Source organism: Pseudomonas sp. Marseille-Q1929 (assembly GCF_017316265.1).
GTDB lineage: Bacteria > Pseudomonadota > Gammaproteobacteria > Pseudomonadales > Pseudomonadaceae > Aquipseudomonas.
On record NZ_JAFLWU010000040.1, the window covers coordinates 1 to 16932 of the forward strand.

General features: G+C 59.8%; 10 protein-coding genes and 1 pseudogene. 8 read left to right on the plus strand and 3 right to left on the minus strand.

Translation table 11 applies throughout. The annotated features are described in order from the left end of the window. Positions 1-370: pseudogene (locus J1G37_RS26630) on the minus strand (ribonucleotide-diphosphate reductase subunit beta); the annotation flags it as partial. A 485-nt stretch (positions 371-855) separates the two neighbouring features. Then, positions 856-1125: a DUF2790 domain-containing protein gene (locus J1G37_RS26635; protein WP_207046536.1), complete on the minus strand. Its 270-nt coding sequence runs from the start codon at positions 1123-1125 to the stop codon at positions 856-858. Positions 1126-1522: 397 nt separating this feature from the next. Between J1G37_RS26635 and acs the strand changes: the two genes are divergently transcribed. The 7 genes from acs to argR all read left to right on the plus strand — a co-directional run bounded on the left by acs (position 1523) and on the right by argR (position 9569). Then, on the plus strand, positions 1523-3478 hold the full coding sequence (gene acs / locus J1G37_RS26640) for an acetate--CoA ligase (protein ID WP_017734150.1): 1956 nt from the start codon (positions 1523-1525) through the stop codon (positions 3476-3478). A 694-nt stretch (positions 3479-4172) separates the two neighbouring features. Continuing rightward, positions 4173-4958, plus strand: a complete 786-nt coding sequence (locus J1G37_RS26645; protein WP_207046538.1) for an ABC transporter substrate-binding protein — start codon at positions 4173-4175, stop codon at positions 4956-4958. Positions 4959-5049: 91 nt separating this feature from the next. After that, the gene (locus J1G37_RS26650; protein ID WP_124528185.1) at positions 5050-5739 is read left to right on the plus strand and encodes an ABC transporter permease; all 690 of its coding nucleotides are present in this window, start codon (positions 5050-5052) and stop codon (positions 5737-5739) included. Beyond that, positions 5736-6434 (plus strand): ABC transporter permease, encoded by a 699-nt coding sequence (locus J1G37_RS26655; RefSeq protein WP_207046540.1) that lies wholly within the window; start codon positions 5736-5738, stop codon positions 6432-6434. The genes J1G37_RS26650 and J1G37_RS26655 overlap by 4 nt, the downstream gene beginning before the upstream one ends. A gap of 1 nt (position 6435) precedes the next feature. Next, positions 6436-7548, plus strand: coding sequence for a succinylglutamate desuccinylase/aspartoacylase family protein (locus tag J1G37_RS26660; RefSeq protein ID WP_207046542.1), 1113 nt, complete (start codon positions 6436-6438; stop codon positions 7546-7548). Between the two features lie 27 nt (positions 7549-7575). Further along, positions 7576-8340 (plus strand): ATP-binding cassette domain-containing protein, encoded by a 765-nt coding sequence (locus J1G37_RS26665; protein WP_124528187.1) that lies wholly within the window; start codon positions 7576-7578, stop codon positions 8338-8340. A gap of 248 nt (positions 8341-8588) precedes the next feature. Continuing rightward, positions 8589-9569, plus strand: a complete 981-nt coding sequence (gene argR, locus J1G37_RS26670) for a transcriptional regulator ArgR (protein ID WP_207046544.1) — start codon at positions 8589-8591, stop codon at positions 9567-9569. 3 nt (positions 9570-9572) lie between these two features. Here the strand turns inward: argR and J1G37_RS26675 are convergent, their stop codons facing one another. Next, the gene (locus J1G37_RS26675; RefSeq protein ID WP_207046546.1) at positions 9573-15452 is read right to left on the minus strand and encodes a DUF6543 domain-containing protein; all 5880 of its coding nucleotides are present in this window, start codon (positions 15450-15452) and stop codon (positions 9573-9575) included. 245 nt (positions 15453-15697) lie between these two features. Between J1G37_RS26675 and J1G37_RS26680 the strand changes: the two genes are divergently transcribed. Next, on the plus strand, positions 15698-16918 hold the full coding sequence (locus tag J1G37_RS26680) for an aspartate aminotransferase family protein (RefSeq protein ID WP_207046548.1): 1221 nt from the start codon (positions 15698-15700) through the stop codon (positions 16916-16918). Positions 16919-16932 lie beyond the last annotated feature (14 nt).

Here is a 16932-nt window from a genome sequence, read left to right on the forward strand (position 1 = left end):
CCTCTTGCGGCATCCAGTGGTTGGCGCAGCCGTCGAGGTACTTCTGCCAGGCCCAGTCGTACTTGAACGGCACGAGTTGGTTGAGGTCGGCGCGGCAGTTGATCATGCGCTTTTCGTCAACGGCGACGCGGGCGGAAGCGCCTTCGAGTTCGGCGAGGCCTTCGGCAACGTCGAGTTTGTCGAGGGCGGCCTTGGCGCGCACGATGGCGGCGGAGTCACTGGCGGTGACGGCGCGGGCTTCGATGGCGGCGGCAGCGCCGGCACCGTCGAGGCGATCCATGTTGGCTTCGGTGGCGTGGCCGGCGTTGGCGCCTTTAGCAGCGGCTACTTCGCCTTCTTCTTCTTTGTCGAATTCGTCCCAGCTCAGCATGACGTGTCGTCTCCTGCGTGAGGGCTCAAAGGTGCCCGTGTGAAACCGGATGGTTGGGTGTTCACACGGCCCAGAGGCCGCGGTGGATCTTAAGGAATCGTTTCTTGCAACAGCTCGCGCAGGCATTAAACGGAATCAGGGTTACGGGTGGTCTGCTTGAGGCTTGAGGGGCGGAGCGCAGGTGTTTGCTCCAGCGGGGCCTCAGGTCTGGCTCTTCATCCCAGTGTAAAGGGATATTGCAGGCCCGATTTACCCGCGCATTATAGGGAAAAAATCGGCTTTGTGTTGTGGCGGATGGTCACGGATCGCAGACAAAAAGCCTGCTTTTCAAGCCAAGGCACGGGTTTGCTGGGGTTGGCTGGAGGGACGAGCGGCAGGATTTTTTTCGAGGGCGCGCAGCGAGGGGAGGAGGGGGCGGTTTTTTTGCCGCAAGAACGATTTCTTGCGGCGAATAAGATCAGGTTCAACTTGCACTAACTAAGTGGTTATCCGTTAGAGCAACCATTCCCCATCACGTGGTAATTAAGAATATGACGCTGACCTTGCGAATCTTCATATTCCATCTTCACCGGTACAACTTCGCAGACTTCTGGAATGCTGCTCATGGACACTACTTTGGCCACATCCAGGTGCGTGCTGTAAGTGTAGTCTTCAACAATCGGGGCGTTGCGGCTAGCTACGTCAGTCGGGGCTTCGTCGGCCAGGGCGGCGGTGGCGCACAAGCTGCTGAGGGCCATAACTACTAGAGCTTTCATTTCTTTATTTACCTTATTCAGGGCGAAAGGGGCCACGGGGCCTTTGTGAGGCCGCGTGTGTAACTTAGGGTTGGTTGTTTCGGATTAACGTTGCCTTCGTGGGGGCTGTTACGGTGTTAATCACAGTGCCTGTGTTGGCGGAAGTGATTCTAGGCCTGCGGGTTATATTCATATACCCGTGCTTTTGATAAACACTGTTGGCGGTTTTTGTAACAATCCCGTGGTAAAGCTTTTTTCATTCTGGCGCAAAGCGCCACGGGCCGCGGGCCAGAGCCGCCAAAGCAGATAGCAGGGCAAAATGTAGGGGCTTGTTACTACCATCGTCGAATGGTTCTATGGGGCAGCCCCGGCTACAACAGGGCATACAAAAACAACTATTGTCACCGAGGTAAGAAAGATGAGTGCGGCTTCCCTGTACCCCGTTCGCCCCGAAGTAGCAGCCAATACGCTGACCGACGAGGCGACCTACAAGGCCATGTACCAGCAGTCGGTGGTCAACCCCGATGGTTTCTGGCGTGAGCAAGCCAAGCGCCTTGACTGGGTCAAGCCTTTCACCGCGGTGAAACAGACCTCGTTCGACGATCACCATGTCGATATCAAGTGGTTTGCCGATGGCACCCTGAACGTTTCCTACAACTGCCTGGACCGTCACCTCGCCGAACGTGGCGACCAGGCAGCCATCATCTGGGAAGGCGATGACCCTTCCGAAAGCCGCACCATCACCTACCGCGAACTGCATGAAGAAGTCTGCAAGTTCGCCAACGCCTTGCGCGGCCAGGATGTGCATCGCGGCGACGTGGTGACTATCTATATGCCGATGATCCCCGAAGCCGTGGTCGCCATGCTGGCGTGTACCCGAATCGGTGCGATTCACTCCGTGGTGTTTGGCGGTTTCTCGCCGGAGGCCCTGGCCGGTCGCATCATTGACTGTAAGTCGAAGGTGGTGATCACTGCCGACGAAGGCATCCGCGCCGGTAAGAAGATTCCGTTGAAGGCCAACGTCGATGACGCCCTGACCAACCCGGAAACCAGCAGCATCCAGAAAGTCATCGTGTGCAAGCGCACCAATGGCGCGATCAAGTGGAACCAGCACCGCGACATCTGGTACGAAGACCTGATGAAAGTGGCGGGCACGGTCTGCGCGCCTAAAGAGATGGGCGCCGAAGAAGCCCTCTTCATCCTTTATACCTCCGGCTCCACCGGCAAACCGAAGGGTGTGCAGCACACCACCGGTGGCTATCTGCTTTATGCCGCCCTGACCCACGAGCGCGTGTTTGACTACCGCCCGGGCGAGATCTACTGGTGCACCGCCGACGTCGGCTGGGTCACGGGCCACACCTATATCGTCTATGGCCCGCTGGCCAATGGCGCGACCACGCTGCTGTTCGAAGGCGTGCCGAACTACCCGGACATTACCCGCGTAGGCAAGATCGTCGACAAGCACAAGGTCAATATCCTCTACACCGCCCCGACCGCGATTCGCGCGATGATGGCTTCCGGCACCGCCGCCTGCGAAGGTGTGGATGGCAGCAGCTTGCGTCTGTTGGGTTCGGTGGGTGAGCCGATCAACCCGGAAGCGTGGGACTGGTACTACAAGAACGTCGGCCAATCCCGTTGCCCGATCGTTGACACCTGGTGGCAGACCGAAACCGGCGCCACCCTGATGAGCCCGCTGCCGGGCGCCCATGCGCTCAAGCCGGGTTCGGCGGCGCGGCCGTTCTTTGGTGTGGTGCCGGCGTTAGTGGACAACCTGGGCAACATCATCGAAGGCGCTGCCGAGGGCAACCTGGTGATTCTCGATTCATGGCCGGGCCAGGCGCGGACCCTGTACGGTGACCATGACCGTTTTGTCGACACTTACTTCAAGACCTTCCGTGGCATGTACTTCACCGGTGACGGCGCCCGTCGCGACGAAGACGGCTACTGGTGGATCACCGGGCGTGTGGATGACGTGTTGAACGTGTCCGGCCACCGCATGGGCACCGCCGAGATTGAAAGTGCCATGGTTGCCCACCCGAAAGTCGCCGAAGCGGCGGTGGTGGGTGTACCGCATGACATCAAGGGCCAGGGCATCTATGTGTATGTCACCCTCAAGAATGGCGAAGAGCCGAACGAAGCGCTGCGCCTGGAGTTGAAAAACTGGGTGCGCAAAGAGATCGGGCCAATTGCTTCGCCGGATGTGATCCAGTGGGCACCGGGCTTGCCGAAGACGCGTTCGGGGAAAATCATGCGGCGGATCCTGCGCAAGATTGCCACGGCTGAGTACGACGGGTTGGGGGATATCTCCACCCTGGCAGACCCGGGTGTGGTGGCGCATTTGATCGAGACGCACAAGACCATGAACGTCGCGTAAGGCGGGTTGCTGGTACAAAGCCCCATTCGGTGTAAGCCGGATGGGGCTTTTTTGTAGGATCTCAAAACCAACAGAGATCAAATGTGGGAGCTGGCTTGCCTGCGATGGCGGTGGGTCAGCGACACATCTGCCAGCTGAATCACCGCCATCGCAGGCAAGCCAGCTCCCACATGGGAATGCATTGCAAATCAGTGCTGGCGTTGCGCTGACAGACCCGCATAACCCTCAACCCAATAAATATCGGTTTCTCTCGTAGGGCATTTCTGAATGTTACCGCCGTCGTGAAATGTGTAACCCAACGCCCAAACATGAGGCGATGTGCTACACCTGTGCCCCGAAAAGCCGCATTCTAGACACCCCCGCAAATAAGATTAAACGCCAGACTTGCCGTGCTAGAAGGGTTTGCGAATAATAGGCCCGCAATTTGCAGCGTCTACAGGTTTAATGTCTTTTGTCTCTGCATAAAATTCAGGGGCTGTCAATGTGCTGGAACCGCTTTCTCAGTGCTTCTGTAAATTGTTGTCGCATTGAGGAAATATCGGCTTCCGGCCTGTCGTTAGAATGCCGATCACTCGCTCGTCGTCTCCGATGTTGAATCGGTGTAGGACGTAGCACCGCAATTCGGTTTTCCTTAAGTCGCATCGTGGGCCATGGCTCATACTGCTGTTTTGCCCTATACCGATGGAGTCCCAAGATGAAGAAACTCGTGCTGTTGGGCGCCCTGGCGCTGTCCGTGCTGTCCATGCAGGCTTTCGCTGAAGGCAAGCCTCTGAAAATTGGTATCGAAGCGGCTTACCCTCCGTTTGCCTCTAAAGCACCCGATGGCAGCATCGTCGGTTTTGACTACGACATCGGCAACGCCCTGTGCAAGCAGATGGACGTGAAGTGCACCTGGGTCGAGCAAGAGTTCGACGGCCTGATCCCTGCTCTGAAAGTGCGCAAGATCGACGCGATCCTGTCGTCCATGTCCATCACGGAAGATCGCAAGAAGTCCGTGGACTTCACCGGCCGCTATTACCTGAGCCCAGCGCAACTGGTGATGAAGGAAGGCACCACCGTCAGCGACAGCCTGGATGAGTTGAAGGGTAAGAAAATCGGCGTACAACGCGGTTCGATCCATGATCGCTTCGCCAAGGAAGTCCTGGCCCCTAAAGGCGCCACGGTTGTGCCTTACAGCTCGCAGAACGAAATCTACCTGGACGTGGAAGCCGGTCGCCTCGACGGCACCGTGGCCGACGCCACCCTGCTGCAGGACGGCTTCCTGAAGACGCCAGCCGGTAAAGGCTACGCGTTCGTGGGCCCACAGTTCACCGACGCCAAGTACTTCGGTGACGGCATCGGCATCGCCGTACGCAAAGGCGACAAGGAAAACCTCGACCGTATCAACGCAGCCATTGCCGCGATCCGTGCCAACGGTGAGTACAAAAAAATCCAGGACAAGTACTTCGATTTTGATATCTACGGCGCTGACGCTAAGTAAATCGTCCTAGCTGTCTGTCCGAAATGGCGCAAGCAACAGAATTCCTGCGGTTTGCGCCATTTTTTCATCCCCCTTTTCGAGGACCTGAATCATGTTGAAAGGCTACGGGGCCGTCATCCTCGATGGCGCATGGTTGACGCTTCAGCTCGCCTTGTCGTCCATGGCCTTGGCCATTGTTCTGGGTCTGATCGGGGTCGCGTTACGCCTGTCGCCGGTGCGCTGGTTGGCCTGGCTGGGTGACTTGTACTCCACAGTGATCCGCGGGATCCCTGACCTGGTGCTGATCCTGCTGATTTTCTACGGCGGCCAGGACCTGCTCAACCGCGTCGCGCCGATGCTGGGCTACGACGACTATATTGACTTGAACCCCTTGGCCGCCGGTATCGGCACCCTGGGTTTCATCTTTGGCGCTTACCTGTCGGAAACTTTCCGTGGCGCCTTCATGGCCATTCCCAAGGGCCAGGCCGAGGCCGGCCTTGCGTATGGCATGAGCAGTTTGCAGGTGTTTTTCCGGGTGATGGTGCCGCAGATGATCCGCCTGGCGATCCCTGGGTTCACCAACAACTGGTTGGTACTGACCAAGGCCACCGCGTTGATCTCGGTGGTGGGTTTGCAAGACATGATGTTCAAGGCCAAGCAGGCGGCAGACGCCACCCGCGAACCTTTTACCTTCTTCCTCGCAGTGGCGGCGATGTACCTGGTGATCACCAGCGTGTCGTTGCTGGCCTTGCGTCACCTTGAGAAGCGCTACTCGGTAGGCGTAAGGGCGGCTGATCTATGATCTTCGACTACAACGTCATCTGGGAGGCCATGCCGCTGTACCTTGGCGGCCTGCTGACCACCCTGAAACTGCTCGCCATCTCGCTGTTCTTCGGCCTGCTTGCCGCCTTGCCCCTGGGCTTGATGCGCGTGTCCAAGCAGCCGGTGGTCAACGGTGCGGCCTGGCTGTTTACCTATGTGATCCGCGGCACGCCGATGCTGGTGCAGCTGTTCCTGATCTACTACGGCCTGGCCCAGTTCGAAGCGGTACGCGAAAGCTTCCTGTGGCCACTGCTGTCCAGCGCCACCTTCTGTGCGTGCCTGGCGTTTGCGATCAACACCAGTGCGTACACCGCCGAGATCATTGCCGGTAGCCTCAAGGCCACGCCCAATGGCGAGATCGAAGCGGCCAAGGCCATGGGCATGTCGCGCTACAAGCTGTACCGCCGCATCCTGCTGCCGTCGGCCCTGCGCCGCGCGCTGCCGCAGTACAGCAACGAAGTGATCATGATGCTGCAGACCACCAGCCTGGCCTCCATCGTCACCCTGATCGACATCACCGGTGCCGCGCGCACGGTGAACGCCCAGTTCTACCTGCCGTTCGAAGCCTATATCACCGCCGGCGCGTTCTACCTGTGCCTGACCTTCATCCTGGTGCGCCTGTTCAAGTTGGCCGAGCGCCGCTGGCTGAGCTACCTGGCTCCACGGAAGCATTGAGATGGAACGTATCGATCATCTGTTGCCCTGGGGCCACCTGGGCTGCGAGCGCCAGTTGAGCGTGTTCCGCTTTGGCCGCGGCGAGCGCAAGGCCTATATCCAGGCCAGCCTGCACGCCGATGAATTGCCTGGCATGCGCGCGGCCTGGGAGCTGAAAAAGCGTCTTACCGAACTGGAACAGCAAGGCGCCCTCAACGGCGTGATCGAGCTGGTGCCAGTGGCCAACCCGATGGGCCTGGGCCAGTTGCTGCAAGGCAGCCACCAGGGGCGTTTCGAAGTGGGCAGCGGCAAGAATTTCAACCGTGATTTCGTCGAGTTGAGCGAACCGGTTGCCGCGCTGCTCGACGGCAAGCTGGGGGACGATCCCCACGCCAACGTGCGCCTGATCCGCCAGGCGATGAGCGCTGCACTGGACGCATTGCCCGCGCCAACCAGCCAGTTGCAAGGCATGCAACGCATCCTGCTGAGCCATGCCTGCACGTCGGACGTGGTGCTTGACCTGCATTGCGACGCCGAAGCCGCGCTGCACATGTACGCACTGCCGCAACACTGGCCGCAGTGGCGTTCGTTGTCGGCGCATCTGAATGTTAAGGTCGGCCTGCTGGCGGAAGATTCCGGCGGCAGTTCGTTTGATGAAGCCTGTTCGCTGCCGTGGCTGCGCTTGTCCCGCGCGTTCCCCGAGGCGCAGATCCCGCTGGCATGCCTGGCGACGACGCTGGAGTTGGGTGGGCAAGCCGATACCGGCCGCGACGAAGCGGTCTTTCACGCCGAAGGCATCCTCGCGTTCCTCGCCGAACAAGGCCTGATCAAGGGCGAATGGCCTGCGCCGCAACACGAACCCTGCGAGGGCATGCCCTTCGAAGGCACCGAGTTGCTGTTTGCCCCCCACGCCGGGGTGATCAGCTACCTGCGTAAAGCCGGTGACTGGGTTGAGGCCGGCGAAGCGATTTTTGAAGTGATTGATCCCCTGGAAGACCGCGTCAGCATCATCTGCGCCGGTACGTCGGGGGTATTGTTTGCCGTTGAACGGCTACGTTATGCCCAAGCGGGTTTCTGGCTGGCCAAGGTGGCGGGGCGCGAAGCGCTGCGTCACGGGCGCTTGCTCAACGACTGACCACCTGTTTTTGTGAGAACCGACCGCATGTACAAACTTGAAGTCCAAGACCTGCATAAACGCTATGGCAGTCATGAAGTGCTCAAAGGCGTGTCCCTGGCCGCCGCGGCCGGTGATGTGATCAGCATCATCGGATCCAGTGGTTCGGGCAAAAGTACCTTTTTGCGCTGCATCAACCTGCTGGAGCAACCCCACGCCGGCAAGATCCTGCTCAACAACGAAGAGCTGAAGCTGGTGGCCAACAAGGACGGCGCCATGAAGGCCGCCGACCCTAAACAGTTGCAACGCATGCGTTCGCGCCTGTCCATGGTGTTCCAGCATTTCAACCTGTGGTCGCACATGACGGCTATTGAAAACGTGATGGAAGCGCCGGTGCACGTGCTGGGCATGTCGAAAAAAGACGCCCGGGAAAAGGCCGAGCACTACCTGGCCAAAGTCGGCGTGGGCCATCGCAAGGATGCATTCCCCGGGCATATGTCCGGCGGTGAGCAGCAGCGTGTGGCGATTGCCCGTGCCCTGGCGATGGAACCGGAAGTGATGCTGTTTGACGAACCCACCTCGGCCCTCGACCCGGAACTGGTTGGCGAAGTGCTCAAGGTGATGCAGGACCTGGCCCAGGAAGGCCGCACCATGGTGGTGGTGACCCACGAAATGGGCTTTGCCCGTGAAGTGTCGAACCAGTTGGTGTTTTTGCACAAAGGCATCGTCGAAGAACGTGGCAACCCGCGTGAAGTGCTGGTGAACCCGCAGTCCGAGCGTTTGCAGCAGTTCTTGTCCGGTAGCTTGAAATAATCAAGGCTGCTTTTGTGCACTAAATTAGTGCATGCTTTGCAGCCTGAAGGCTGGCCTCGATCCCCTGTGGGAGCTGGCTTGCCTGCGATAGTGGTGTATCAGAAACAAATGTGCCAACTGACCCACCGCTATCGCAGGCAAGCCAGCTCCCACATTTGGAAACTCATCAGCTTTTAAGATTTGTGTTGGTTTACCGGCTAGCATTAGCCCCTGTCTTCATTACTGTTACTCGCTTCGGATAGCCCTCCATGACCGCCCATCGCATTGGTTTCCTGATTTGGCCCAGCACAAAAGCACTCACGCTTGCGCTGGCTGAGGAGGCCTTGCGCGTTGCTCAGCGGGTGCATCCCGATGTGGTCTACGAGCTGTCGTTCCTGCTCGCCGAGCCTGCCATCGACGGTGCCTGGCAACTGCCGGGCGAACCGTGGGCGGGTAAGCTCGAAGGCTTCCAGAAACTCTTCCTGCTGGCGGACGAGCCGCCGACCGTTATCGCCTCCCAACTCAGCACGGCCCTTAAACAACTGGTTCGCGCCGGTTGCGTGATCGGCGGTTTGTCGGCCGGCGTCTACCCACTGGCCCAACTCGGCCTGCTGGATGGCTACCGCGCCGCCGTGCACTGGCGCTGGCAGGACGATTTCGCCGAGCGCTTCCCCAAGGTCATCGCCACCAGCCATCTGTTTGACTGGGACCGCGACCGCCTCACCGCCTGCGGTGGCATGTCGGTACTCGACCTGCTGCTGGCGGTGTTGGCCCGTGACCACGGTGCTGAGCTGGCCGGTGCGGTCTCCGAGGAACTGGTGGTGGAACGCATCCGCGAAGGCGGCGAGCGCCAGCGCATTCCACTGCAAAACCGCCTCGGTTCCAGCCATCCCAAGCTGACCCAGGCGGTGTTGCTGATGGAGGCCAATATCGAAGAGCCGCTGACCACCGACGAAATCGCCCAGCACGTCTGCGTGTCGCGACGACAGCTTGAAAGGATTTTCAAGCAATACCTCAACCGCGTCCCCAGCCAGTATTACCTGGAGCTGCGCCTGAACAAGGCCCGCCAGATGCTGATGCAAACCAGCAAGTCGATCATCCAGATCGGCCTGTCGTGCGGCTTTTCCTCGGGGCCGCACTTCTCCAGCGCCTACCGCAATTTCTTTGGCGCCACCCCCCGTGAAGACCGCAACCAGCGCCGCAGCAGCAGCCCGTTTGAATTGTCGTCGGTGCCGGCCGAACGCGGCTAGCCGTTACTCCTCGTCCATGGGTTCCTCCAGCGGTTGTTGCACGGGGTTGCCCTGGGCATCCGTGGTCGCTTCGACGACCTCGAAGTCAATGCCAGTCCTTCGGTAGTACTCGCGCAGGTATTCAATGCTTTGCGCCGACCAGGGGTTGTCGCTCAGGTCACAATCCTCATGCAGGGTTTGCACCCTAGCGAGTAAGTCAGGTGTGATCTCGCGGATTTGGTTCTGGCTCAGGTCCAGATAGACCAGGCTGGCGTGTTGGAACAGGCCGGAGGGGAGCTCGGTTATCCGTGTGTTGCGTAAGTGCAGGGCGGTAAGCTGCTGCAGGTTGCTGACGTCCGGCGCGTGCCCCAAGGGGTTGTCACACAGGTTCAGGAATTCCAGGGTTTTCAGGTCGTTCACGGCGCGTGCGGAGGTCTCGGTGAGCGTTATTTCGCACCTGGACATTTCGAGTGTGGTCAGCTTTGGCAGCTCGAAGAGTACGCTGGGTAAGCCGCCTAGGGTGCACCGGTTCAAGTTCAGCGTTTGCAAGTTAGGGAAGCTGCGCAGGAAGTTATTGACCTGAACGGTGGTTGTCTCACCGGTAAATTCAAGTCTGGTGACATGTTCAAGGCGCGTGCGCAGTTCGGGCAGGGCACCCATGATGGGTGTTTCGATTTCCAGCCCGTATGTATTGATGTCATCCGGGTTTTCGTCGTCCAGCTCGCTTTCCCGGCGCCAGGCTTCTTCCAACTGGCGTTTGAAGTTGAGGCGGTTGAGTTGCTCTAAGGCACGGGTGCTCATGTCCAGGGGAACCCCCAGGTTCGGGTGTTGCGTCGGTACATCGAGGACCCATTCCTGTAGGTCGGAAGTCAGGTGTTCGTAGTCTGTTTCGAGGCGGGTGAGTTCTGCGTCGACATCACTCATTCCACCAGGCAGCGTAAACACGAAACCGTCCGCCGCGGTATCACTTAGGGTTGGATACAGACGACGGACCCATGCTCGCTGTGCAGTGGGCGCCTGAACGCTGAAGTGTTCCCGGGTGCGCTGACAGTAAAACTTGATTTGATCCAGGGCCTGCGGCGACAGCGGATTACCTGATAAGTCAAAGGCCTGGGTGACCTCCTCCGGCAGTGTGAAGAGGGCGGCAGGCAACTGCTTGATCGCGTTGTCGCTCAAGTTGATAAACTGGCGCGGCGGGTTGCTCAGCAGGCTCGACGGCACCACATCCAGCCCGGTGTTTCGCAACTGTATCGCGCTCAAGCCCGGCATTCGGGTGAAGTCTGGTAGTTCTCCCACCGGGTTGGCGTTCAGGTTCAGATGCTGTAGGGCGGGCATGCGCTCCAGCGCAGCGCGTGAAGTGGTGGAGAGGGTGATCGAACAATCTCTTAATGCCAGCATCCACAGTTTGGGCTGGGCGAGTATGACCTGCGGTATATCCCCCAGCCTGAATTTTTCCATATTGAGCACGCGCAGTTCAGGGAAGTTGCCGATGAACCCGGACAGGTTGAGTGTCTGGTTTGTGCCCACCAGCCCAATTGTATTGATGTGGCGCAAGGGAACGCTTATCGACGGCAGTTCCCCTGACAGGTTGTCGGGGATCATCAACGTATACTCAGGATCTCCCGCAGGCGTGGATTCACGCCGCCAACTGCGCTCCAGCAAGCTGCGCAGGTCGGTTCTGCGGGTGAGCTCTTGTGGGCTAAGGTCGGGGGCGTTCTTCCAGTGGGCGAGTTGCTGTTGCAGGGTTTGCAGCTCGCCAGCCAATTGGGCCAGTTCGATACGGCCAGCTTCCAGCGAGCCGGGTAAGCCGTAGATAAAACGATTGAGCCGGTCTTGGTTGAAGCTCGGATAAAGTGCTTGAGCGTCACGTATATCGGCTGGCGGCGCGTCGACTTCCCAGTAGGTGTCATGGTGTTGAAAAAAGGTCTTGACCCGCTCCATCGTCTCGCCCGACAGCGGGTTGTCGCTGAAGTCAAATTCTTCCGGGTGGCTGGGCGGGCGCTCGAAGAGCGCGGCAGGCAGCTCACGTATTTGATTGCCGTTGAACAGGGCGGTGTACAACTGGGGGCGGCTGACCAAACCGTCGGGTACCTGCGTGATGCCTGTCAGCGAAAAGTCGAGGCTGACCAGTGCAGGCATGGCTTCTACACTCGGCACCCGCCCCAACGGGTTGTCGAACAACACCAGGGTTTGCAAGCGGCTCATGGACGCGATCTGCGCCTGGCTTGTGGGGGTGAGCACAATGTTGCAACTGCTCAAGTCCAGCGTGGTCAAGCGTGGCATGTCGTAGATCTGTGGCGGTGGTGTGCCTAGGTCAAACCCTTCCATGCGCAGTTGCTGCAGGTGGAGAAAGCGCGTTAGAAACGCATTTGCGCCCGTAGTGTCGGTGCTGCCGGACAGGTTCAGCATTGAAACGTGGTCGAAGTTTGCTGTCATTACCGGCAACGGACCGAACGTTGGCAAATCCAGTTGCAGGCTGAACCCGTCGTTGGCCGCATTGTTTGCGGGATGAACAATCGGGGCTTCGCGCCGCCAACAACGTCTGATCCTCGATGCAATGCGGCGGCGGTTGCTGCGCTCGATTCGCTGTTGCATTGCCGACAGTGGGGAGCCAGTACGCGGGTGATTGCTGGGAACCTGTTGTTCCCAGGTTCTCAGGTCCTGGGTCATTCGCGCATATTCCTGGGCGAGCCGCGCAACTTCATTGGCCGCCCCCCCTGGCAAGGTGTGCAGATGGTTGAGCAGGCTTTGGATCTGGTCCGCGCGCAGCTGTGGATACAGGTTTCTTAAACGTCCCTCCACGGTAAGTTGCAGTGCAGGTTGTGGGGGATGCGCTGGGTATCCCGCGTCCATTCCCAGCAGGCGCTGGGTGTCCAGGTTGGGTTCGCGCGGCGCATCGATGCCCAGCACTTTTCGCAGTTCATCACGTGCCAGTGGGCGTTGGCGCAGGCGCTGTTTGAGCATCTCGCCCTGGTTGATGTGGAGGCCCAAGGCGTCTCGCTGTGCGTCCGGCAGTGCATTGAGAATGGCGGTGTACAAGTCGGTTTCACCGAACAGCGGGCCTTTTTCATCGTGGGGTACATAGCGGCCAGTGGCGGTGCGCACCAGTGTGCGCGGCACCGGCGCGTCATCGGGGCCGACCTGTAGCCAGCGTTCGCCAGCAGGCGTGAGGTGCCTGGCCTCCAGTCGGATTTGATCCGACCAGCCCGGTAGCAGTTTTAGCGTGTTCAGTGCCAGGCGATCACTGTCGACAGTGCCGCCGATGTGCAAATACTGCCCTTCATAGGCGCGATTCAGTCGCTGTTCGGCCAGTACGTTGCGGGCCATTTCCGCCAGGCGTGGGGGCGTGCGCCGGGCGTCCAGTGCCTGCCATTCGTGGCCGTTGGCCTGGGTGAGCAGCTGTTGGGCGAGCGGTGCGGGCAAGCCGGGGGCGGCATCCATCAGATGCTGGGCGTGGGGATTGCTGGCCATTTGTCGTTGGGCGTAGCGTGAGTCAAATAAGGCAGCGCGATTGTTCTCGGCAACCCGCGCCAGCTTTTTGCGCAGTTGCTTCACACGGTTGTCCAGGCTCAGTTCCGGATCGGCGGCACGTTCGCCGAACTGCGCACGGATTTCCTCCGGGCTCAGGGCTTGCAGGACGGTCTTGAGCAGCTCGCCATTGGCCAGTTGCGCTTCGGGAATCTGCACCACTGGCAGGTGGCTGTCACCAAACTCCCAGGTCGTTTTGCCTTCGGCATCCAGCATGCGCAGGGCGCGGGTCTTGGGCCAGTCGCCGTGGGTGGTGAGGAGCTGGAGTATGTCTTGCGGGTCGATCTGTGCGTGCTGTGCCGGGTCGTCGCTGTCGAGACGGTCGATCAAGGTTTGCAGGTTGCGGTCGATGCTCAGTCGCACGAGCGTATCGTCCAGCAGCGGGGGCACGGGGGCGCCGCGTACGTGCATCTTGCGTAGGTTATTTTCGTGGATGCCACTGATGTCCAGCGCCAGGTGCCGGTCGGCTTCGCTCAGCTCACTGACGCCGTGGCCCAGGCGCCGGAGCAAGGTCGGGCGGTCCCATTGCAACGGTGTGTCCAGCTCACTGTGCCACGCGCCCGCGCCGTTATGTTGCAGGCGCGGCATATAGGCCTCGGGACGCGTTGGGTGCTTGATCCCATAGCCTTCTTCGCCCGCCAGTTTTTCTACGGCGTACAGCTTGCCTTCCAACGGCAGCAGCGATTCGCCGCGCATCTGGTGCAGGCCTTGCGAGTTGACGCCCAGGCGCGGCGGCAGCGTGAGGTTTTGTTGATAAGGGGTGAGGTCGGGTTGCCAGTAGCGTTGGGTACCATTGGCGAGGGCGACGGGTTTGAAACGGTCAAAGAATTCCACGACCGGTGTAGGCAACACTTTGCGTAACTGCGCGAGGCCAATAACACTGCCCGCCGCGAACGTACCCACTTGCACCCACGTTTTCAGCACGGTCATCAGGTGGCCGAACGCTTCCTGGGGCAAGCCTTCAGCCCAGTCGATAATGCCTTCGAATTCATTATCGAGTATTTGCCAGGCCATATAGCCCAGCATCAACTCCCCCAGCCCGGGAACAAACGGCGCGACGATCAGGAGTGCGGCGTTGAGGATCGCCGATGCCACATTTGCAAATGAATCCCACAGTGCCCAGCGTGCATTACGGTCGACCGTGGCCGTGGATACCGCCTGGGTGCGCGCATCATTGAGGATCTGGTTGAGTTTTTGTTGATAGAGGTGCAACCACGCATCGCCCTGGATCGGTGTGGCGACAAATTGCAGTTTGGGATCGTCGGTGGGGTCTTTGCGCCATGGCGCCAAACTGCTGCCGCGCTCGGATGGGTGCCATTTGATCCGCTCCAGGCGTTGGCTCAGGTCGGCAAAAAATGCCCCCCGGTATTCATGGGCCACGAAACGGCTGAAAAACGTTTGGTAATCGCTATCGCGCAATTGGCGGGTGAGTTCCTGCTTGAACGCTAGCGGCGAAGGGTATTCCTTGAGCGGGTGCTGTGGGTCGTCCGGTACGTAGGCGACCAGGCGTGGTACCGCGCGGGTGGTTTGCAGATCAGGGGCGAGCAGCAGGATGCCTGTGAGTGGGGCGTCCATCATCTGCAGGTCGTGGCAACGCAGGGCCAGTTTGTCTAGCGCCAGATCGCTGTCGCCTTGCAGCAGCTGTTCGACCTGTTGCGCGAAGTCCTCCTGGATATCACCGCGCAGTCGCGCCAGTTGCAGGGCTGCGCGCAGGGCGGCTTTTTGGCTGGCGTCCACCTTAATGCGCATCACGGCAGCACTGACCGGCTCGTCCAGGCCCAGCTGTGTGCGCAGGTAGGTTTGGTAGTGCGCGCCGATATCCAGTTCGCGACACAGGCCGGTGAAGGCGGTCACACCTAGTTTTTTGCGGACGGCGGGCAGTGTTTCAAACTGCCCGCTGGCGTTGGGCTGGGTAATGAAGGTCGAGTCGGCCTCAAAGGCGCCTTTGACGGTTTCGTCGTGTTCGAAGTTGTGCAAGGCCGCGTCCAGCAATGACACGGTCCAGGTACGCGCGGCGCCGGTGGGGATCGAAAACCACGGCACGTGTTGAGGAATATAAAGGCGCAAGTACACCATCTCGCTATTGAGGTTCAGGTCATAGCGGGTCCGCAGCGCCTCCTCAAGCATTGTGCGGGCATATGCTCGCGGGTCTTGTACGTTTTTGAGCGCATCATCTACGGCATTTTGCGCGGCCCAATGTGCGGCATTCAGGCGCGATAGCTCTGCGTTTGCTGGGTGCGGTTGCGGTTTGGCCCGGGACAGAGCCTGTTGCTTGGTGCTCGACGCGGTGCCCAACCAGGCGGGGAAAGCCTCTTTCAGAAGCTGATAGTGGCTGTCGGGCTGTTCGGCAGTGTGCGTTGTCGGGGGCGTACTCATGCTCAATCTCTGATAGTCAGTAAAGCGCATCAGTAGATCAGCGTGTTTCAAGCCGCCGGCTCTAGATAGTTAGTTTAAACTGCGCCATTGCGACGCTATTTGTCGCATTGGCGTAAACCCGCCAAAAACGGGGGTTGGCGCTATAAGAAGTTGTCGCTTGGCGACAAGGCCCCACTTAAAACTGTCCTTACAATCCCTGCATCGCCCGCCAGTTCCAGGCAGGCGTTCCTCTTCAGGAGACTCCGATGTCCGTTGAGCAAGCCCCGGTGCAACGTGCCGATTTCGACCAGGTCATGGTGCCTAACTACGCACCTGCCGCCTTCATCCCCGTGCGTGGCGAAGGTTCCCGTGTCTGGGACCAGGCGGGCCGCGAGCTGATCGACTTTGCCGGCGGCATCGCGGTCAACGTATTGGGCCACGCCCACCCGGCGCTGGTCGGTGCGTTGACCGAACAGGCCAACAAGCTGTGGCACGTGTCCAACGTCTTCACCAATGAGCCGGCCTTGCGCCTGGCCCACAAGCTGATCGACGCCACCTTTGCCGAGCGCGTGTTCTTCTGCAACTCCGGCGCCGAGGCCAACGAGGCCGCCTTCAAGCTGGCCCGTCGCGTCGCGTTCGACCGTTTTGGCAGCGAGAAGTACGAGATCATCGCTGCGCTGAACAGCTTCCACGGCCGTACCCTGTTTACCGTCAACGTCGGTGGCCAGTCCAAGTACTCCGATGGTTTCGGGCCTAAAATCACCGGAATCACCCACGTGCCTTACAACGACCTGGCTGCGCTGAAAGCCGCCGTTTCGGACAAGACCTGTGCCGTGGTGCTGGAGCCGATCCAGGGCGAAGGCGGCGTACTGCCGGCCGAGCTGGCTTACCTGCAAGGTGCCCGTGAACTGTGCGACGCGCACGACGCGCTGCTGGTGTTCGACGAAGTGCAAACCGGCATGGGCCGCAGCGGCAAGCTGTTCGCCTACCAGCATTACGGCGTGACCCCGGACATCCTCACCAGTGCCAAGAGCCTGGGCGGCGGTTTCCCGATCGCGGCGATGCTTACCACCGAAGCGCTAGCCAAGCACCTGGTGGTCGGCACCCACGGCACCACCTACGGCGGCAACCCGCTGGCGTGTGCGGTGGCTGAAGCGGTGATCGACGTGATCAACACCCCCGAAGTGCTGGCTGGCGTGAACGCCAAGCACGCTCAGTTCAAGGCGCGCCTGGAGCAGATCGGCAAGCAGTACGGCATCTTCACCGAAGTGCGTGGCATGGGCCTGTTGCTCGGTTGCGTGTTGAGCGATGCGTTCAAGGGCAAAGCCAAGGACGTGTTCAACGCGGCCGAGAAAGAAAACCTGATGATCCTGCAAGCCGGCCCGGACGTGGTGCGCTTTGCGCCGAGCCTGGTGGTGGAAGAGGCAGATATCACTGAAGGTCTTGACCGTTTTGAACGTGCAGTAAAAACCCTTACACAAATCTGATTGGCCGGACCGGA

Coding starts and splice junctions, on each gene's coding strand:
- J1G37_RS26635 (WP_207046536.1), bottom strand. CDS start 1,125: ATGAAAGCTCTAGTAGTTATGGCCCTCAGCAGCTTGTGCGCCACCGCC.
- acs (WP_017734150.1), top strand. CDS start 1,523: ATGAGTGCGGCTTCCCTGTACCCCGTTCGCCCCGAAGTAGCAGCCAAT.
- J1G37_RS26645 (WP_207046538.1), top strand. CDS start 4,173: ATGAAGAAACTCGTGCTGTTGGGCGCCCTGGCGCTGTCCGTGCTGTCC.
- J1G37_RS26650 (WP_124528185.1), top strand. CDS start 5,050: ATGTTGAAAGGCTACGGGGCCGTCATCCTCGATGGCGCATGGTTGACG.
- J1G37_RS26655 (WP_207046540.1), top strand. CDS start 5,736: ATGATCTTCGACTACAACGTCATCTGGGAGGCCATGCCGCTGTACCTT.
- J1G37_RS26660 (WP_207046542.1), top strand. CDS start 6,436: ATGGAACGTATCGATCATCTGTTGCCCTGGGGCCACCTGGGCTGCGAG.
- J1G37_RS26665 (WP_124528187.1), top strand. CDS start 7,576: ATGTACAAACTTGAAGTCCAAGACCTGCATAAACGCTATGGCAGTCAT.
- argR (WP_207046544.1), top strand. CDS start 8,589: ATGACCGCCCATCGCATTGGTTTCCTGATTTGGCCCAGCACAAAAGCA.
- J1G37_RS26675 (WP_207046546.1), bottom strand. CDS start 15,452: ATGAGTACGCCCCCGACAACGCACACTGCCGAACAGCCCGACAGCCAC.
- J1G37_RS26680 (WP_207046548.1), top strand. CDS start 15,698: ATGTCCGTTGAGCAAGCCCCGGTGCAACGTGCCGATTTCGACCAGGTC.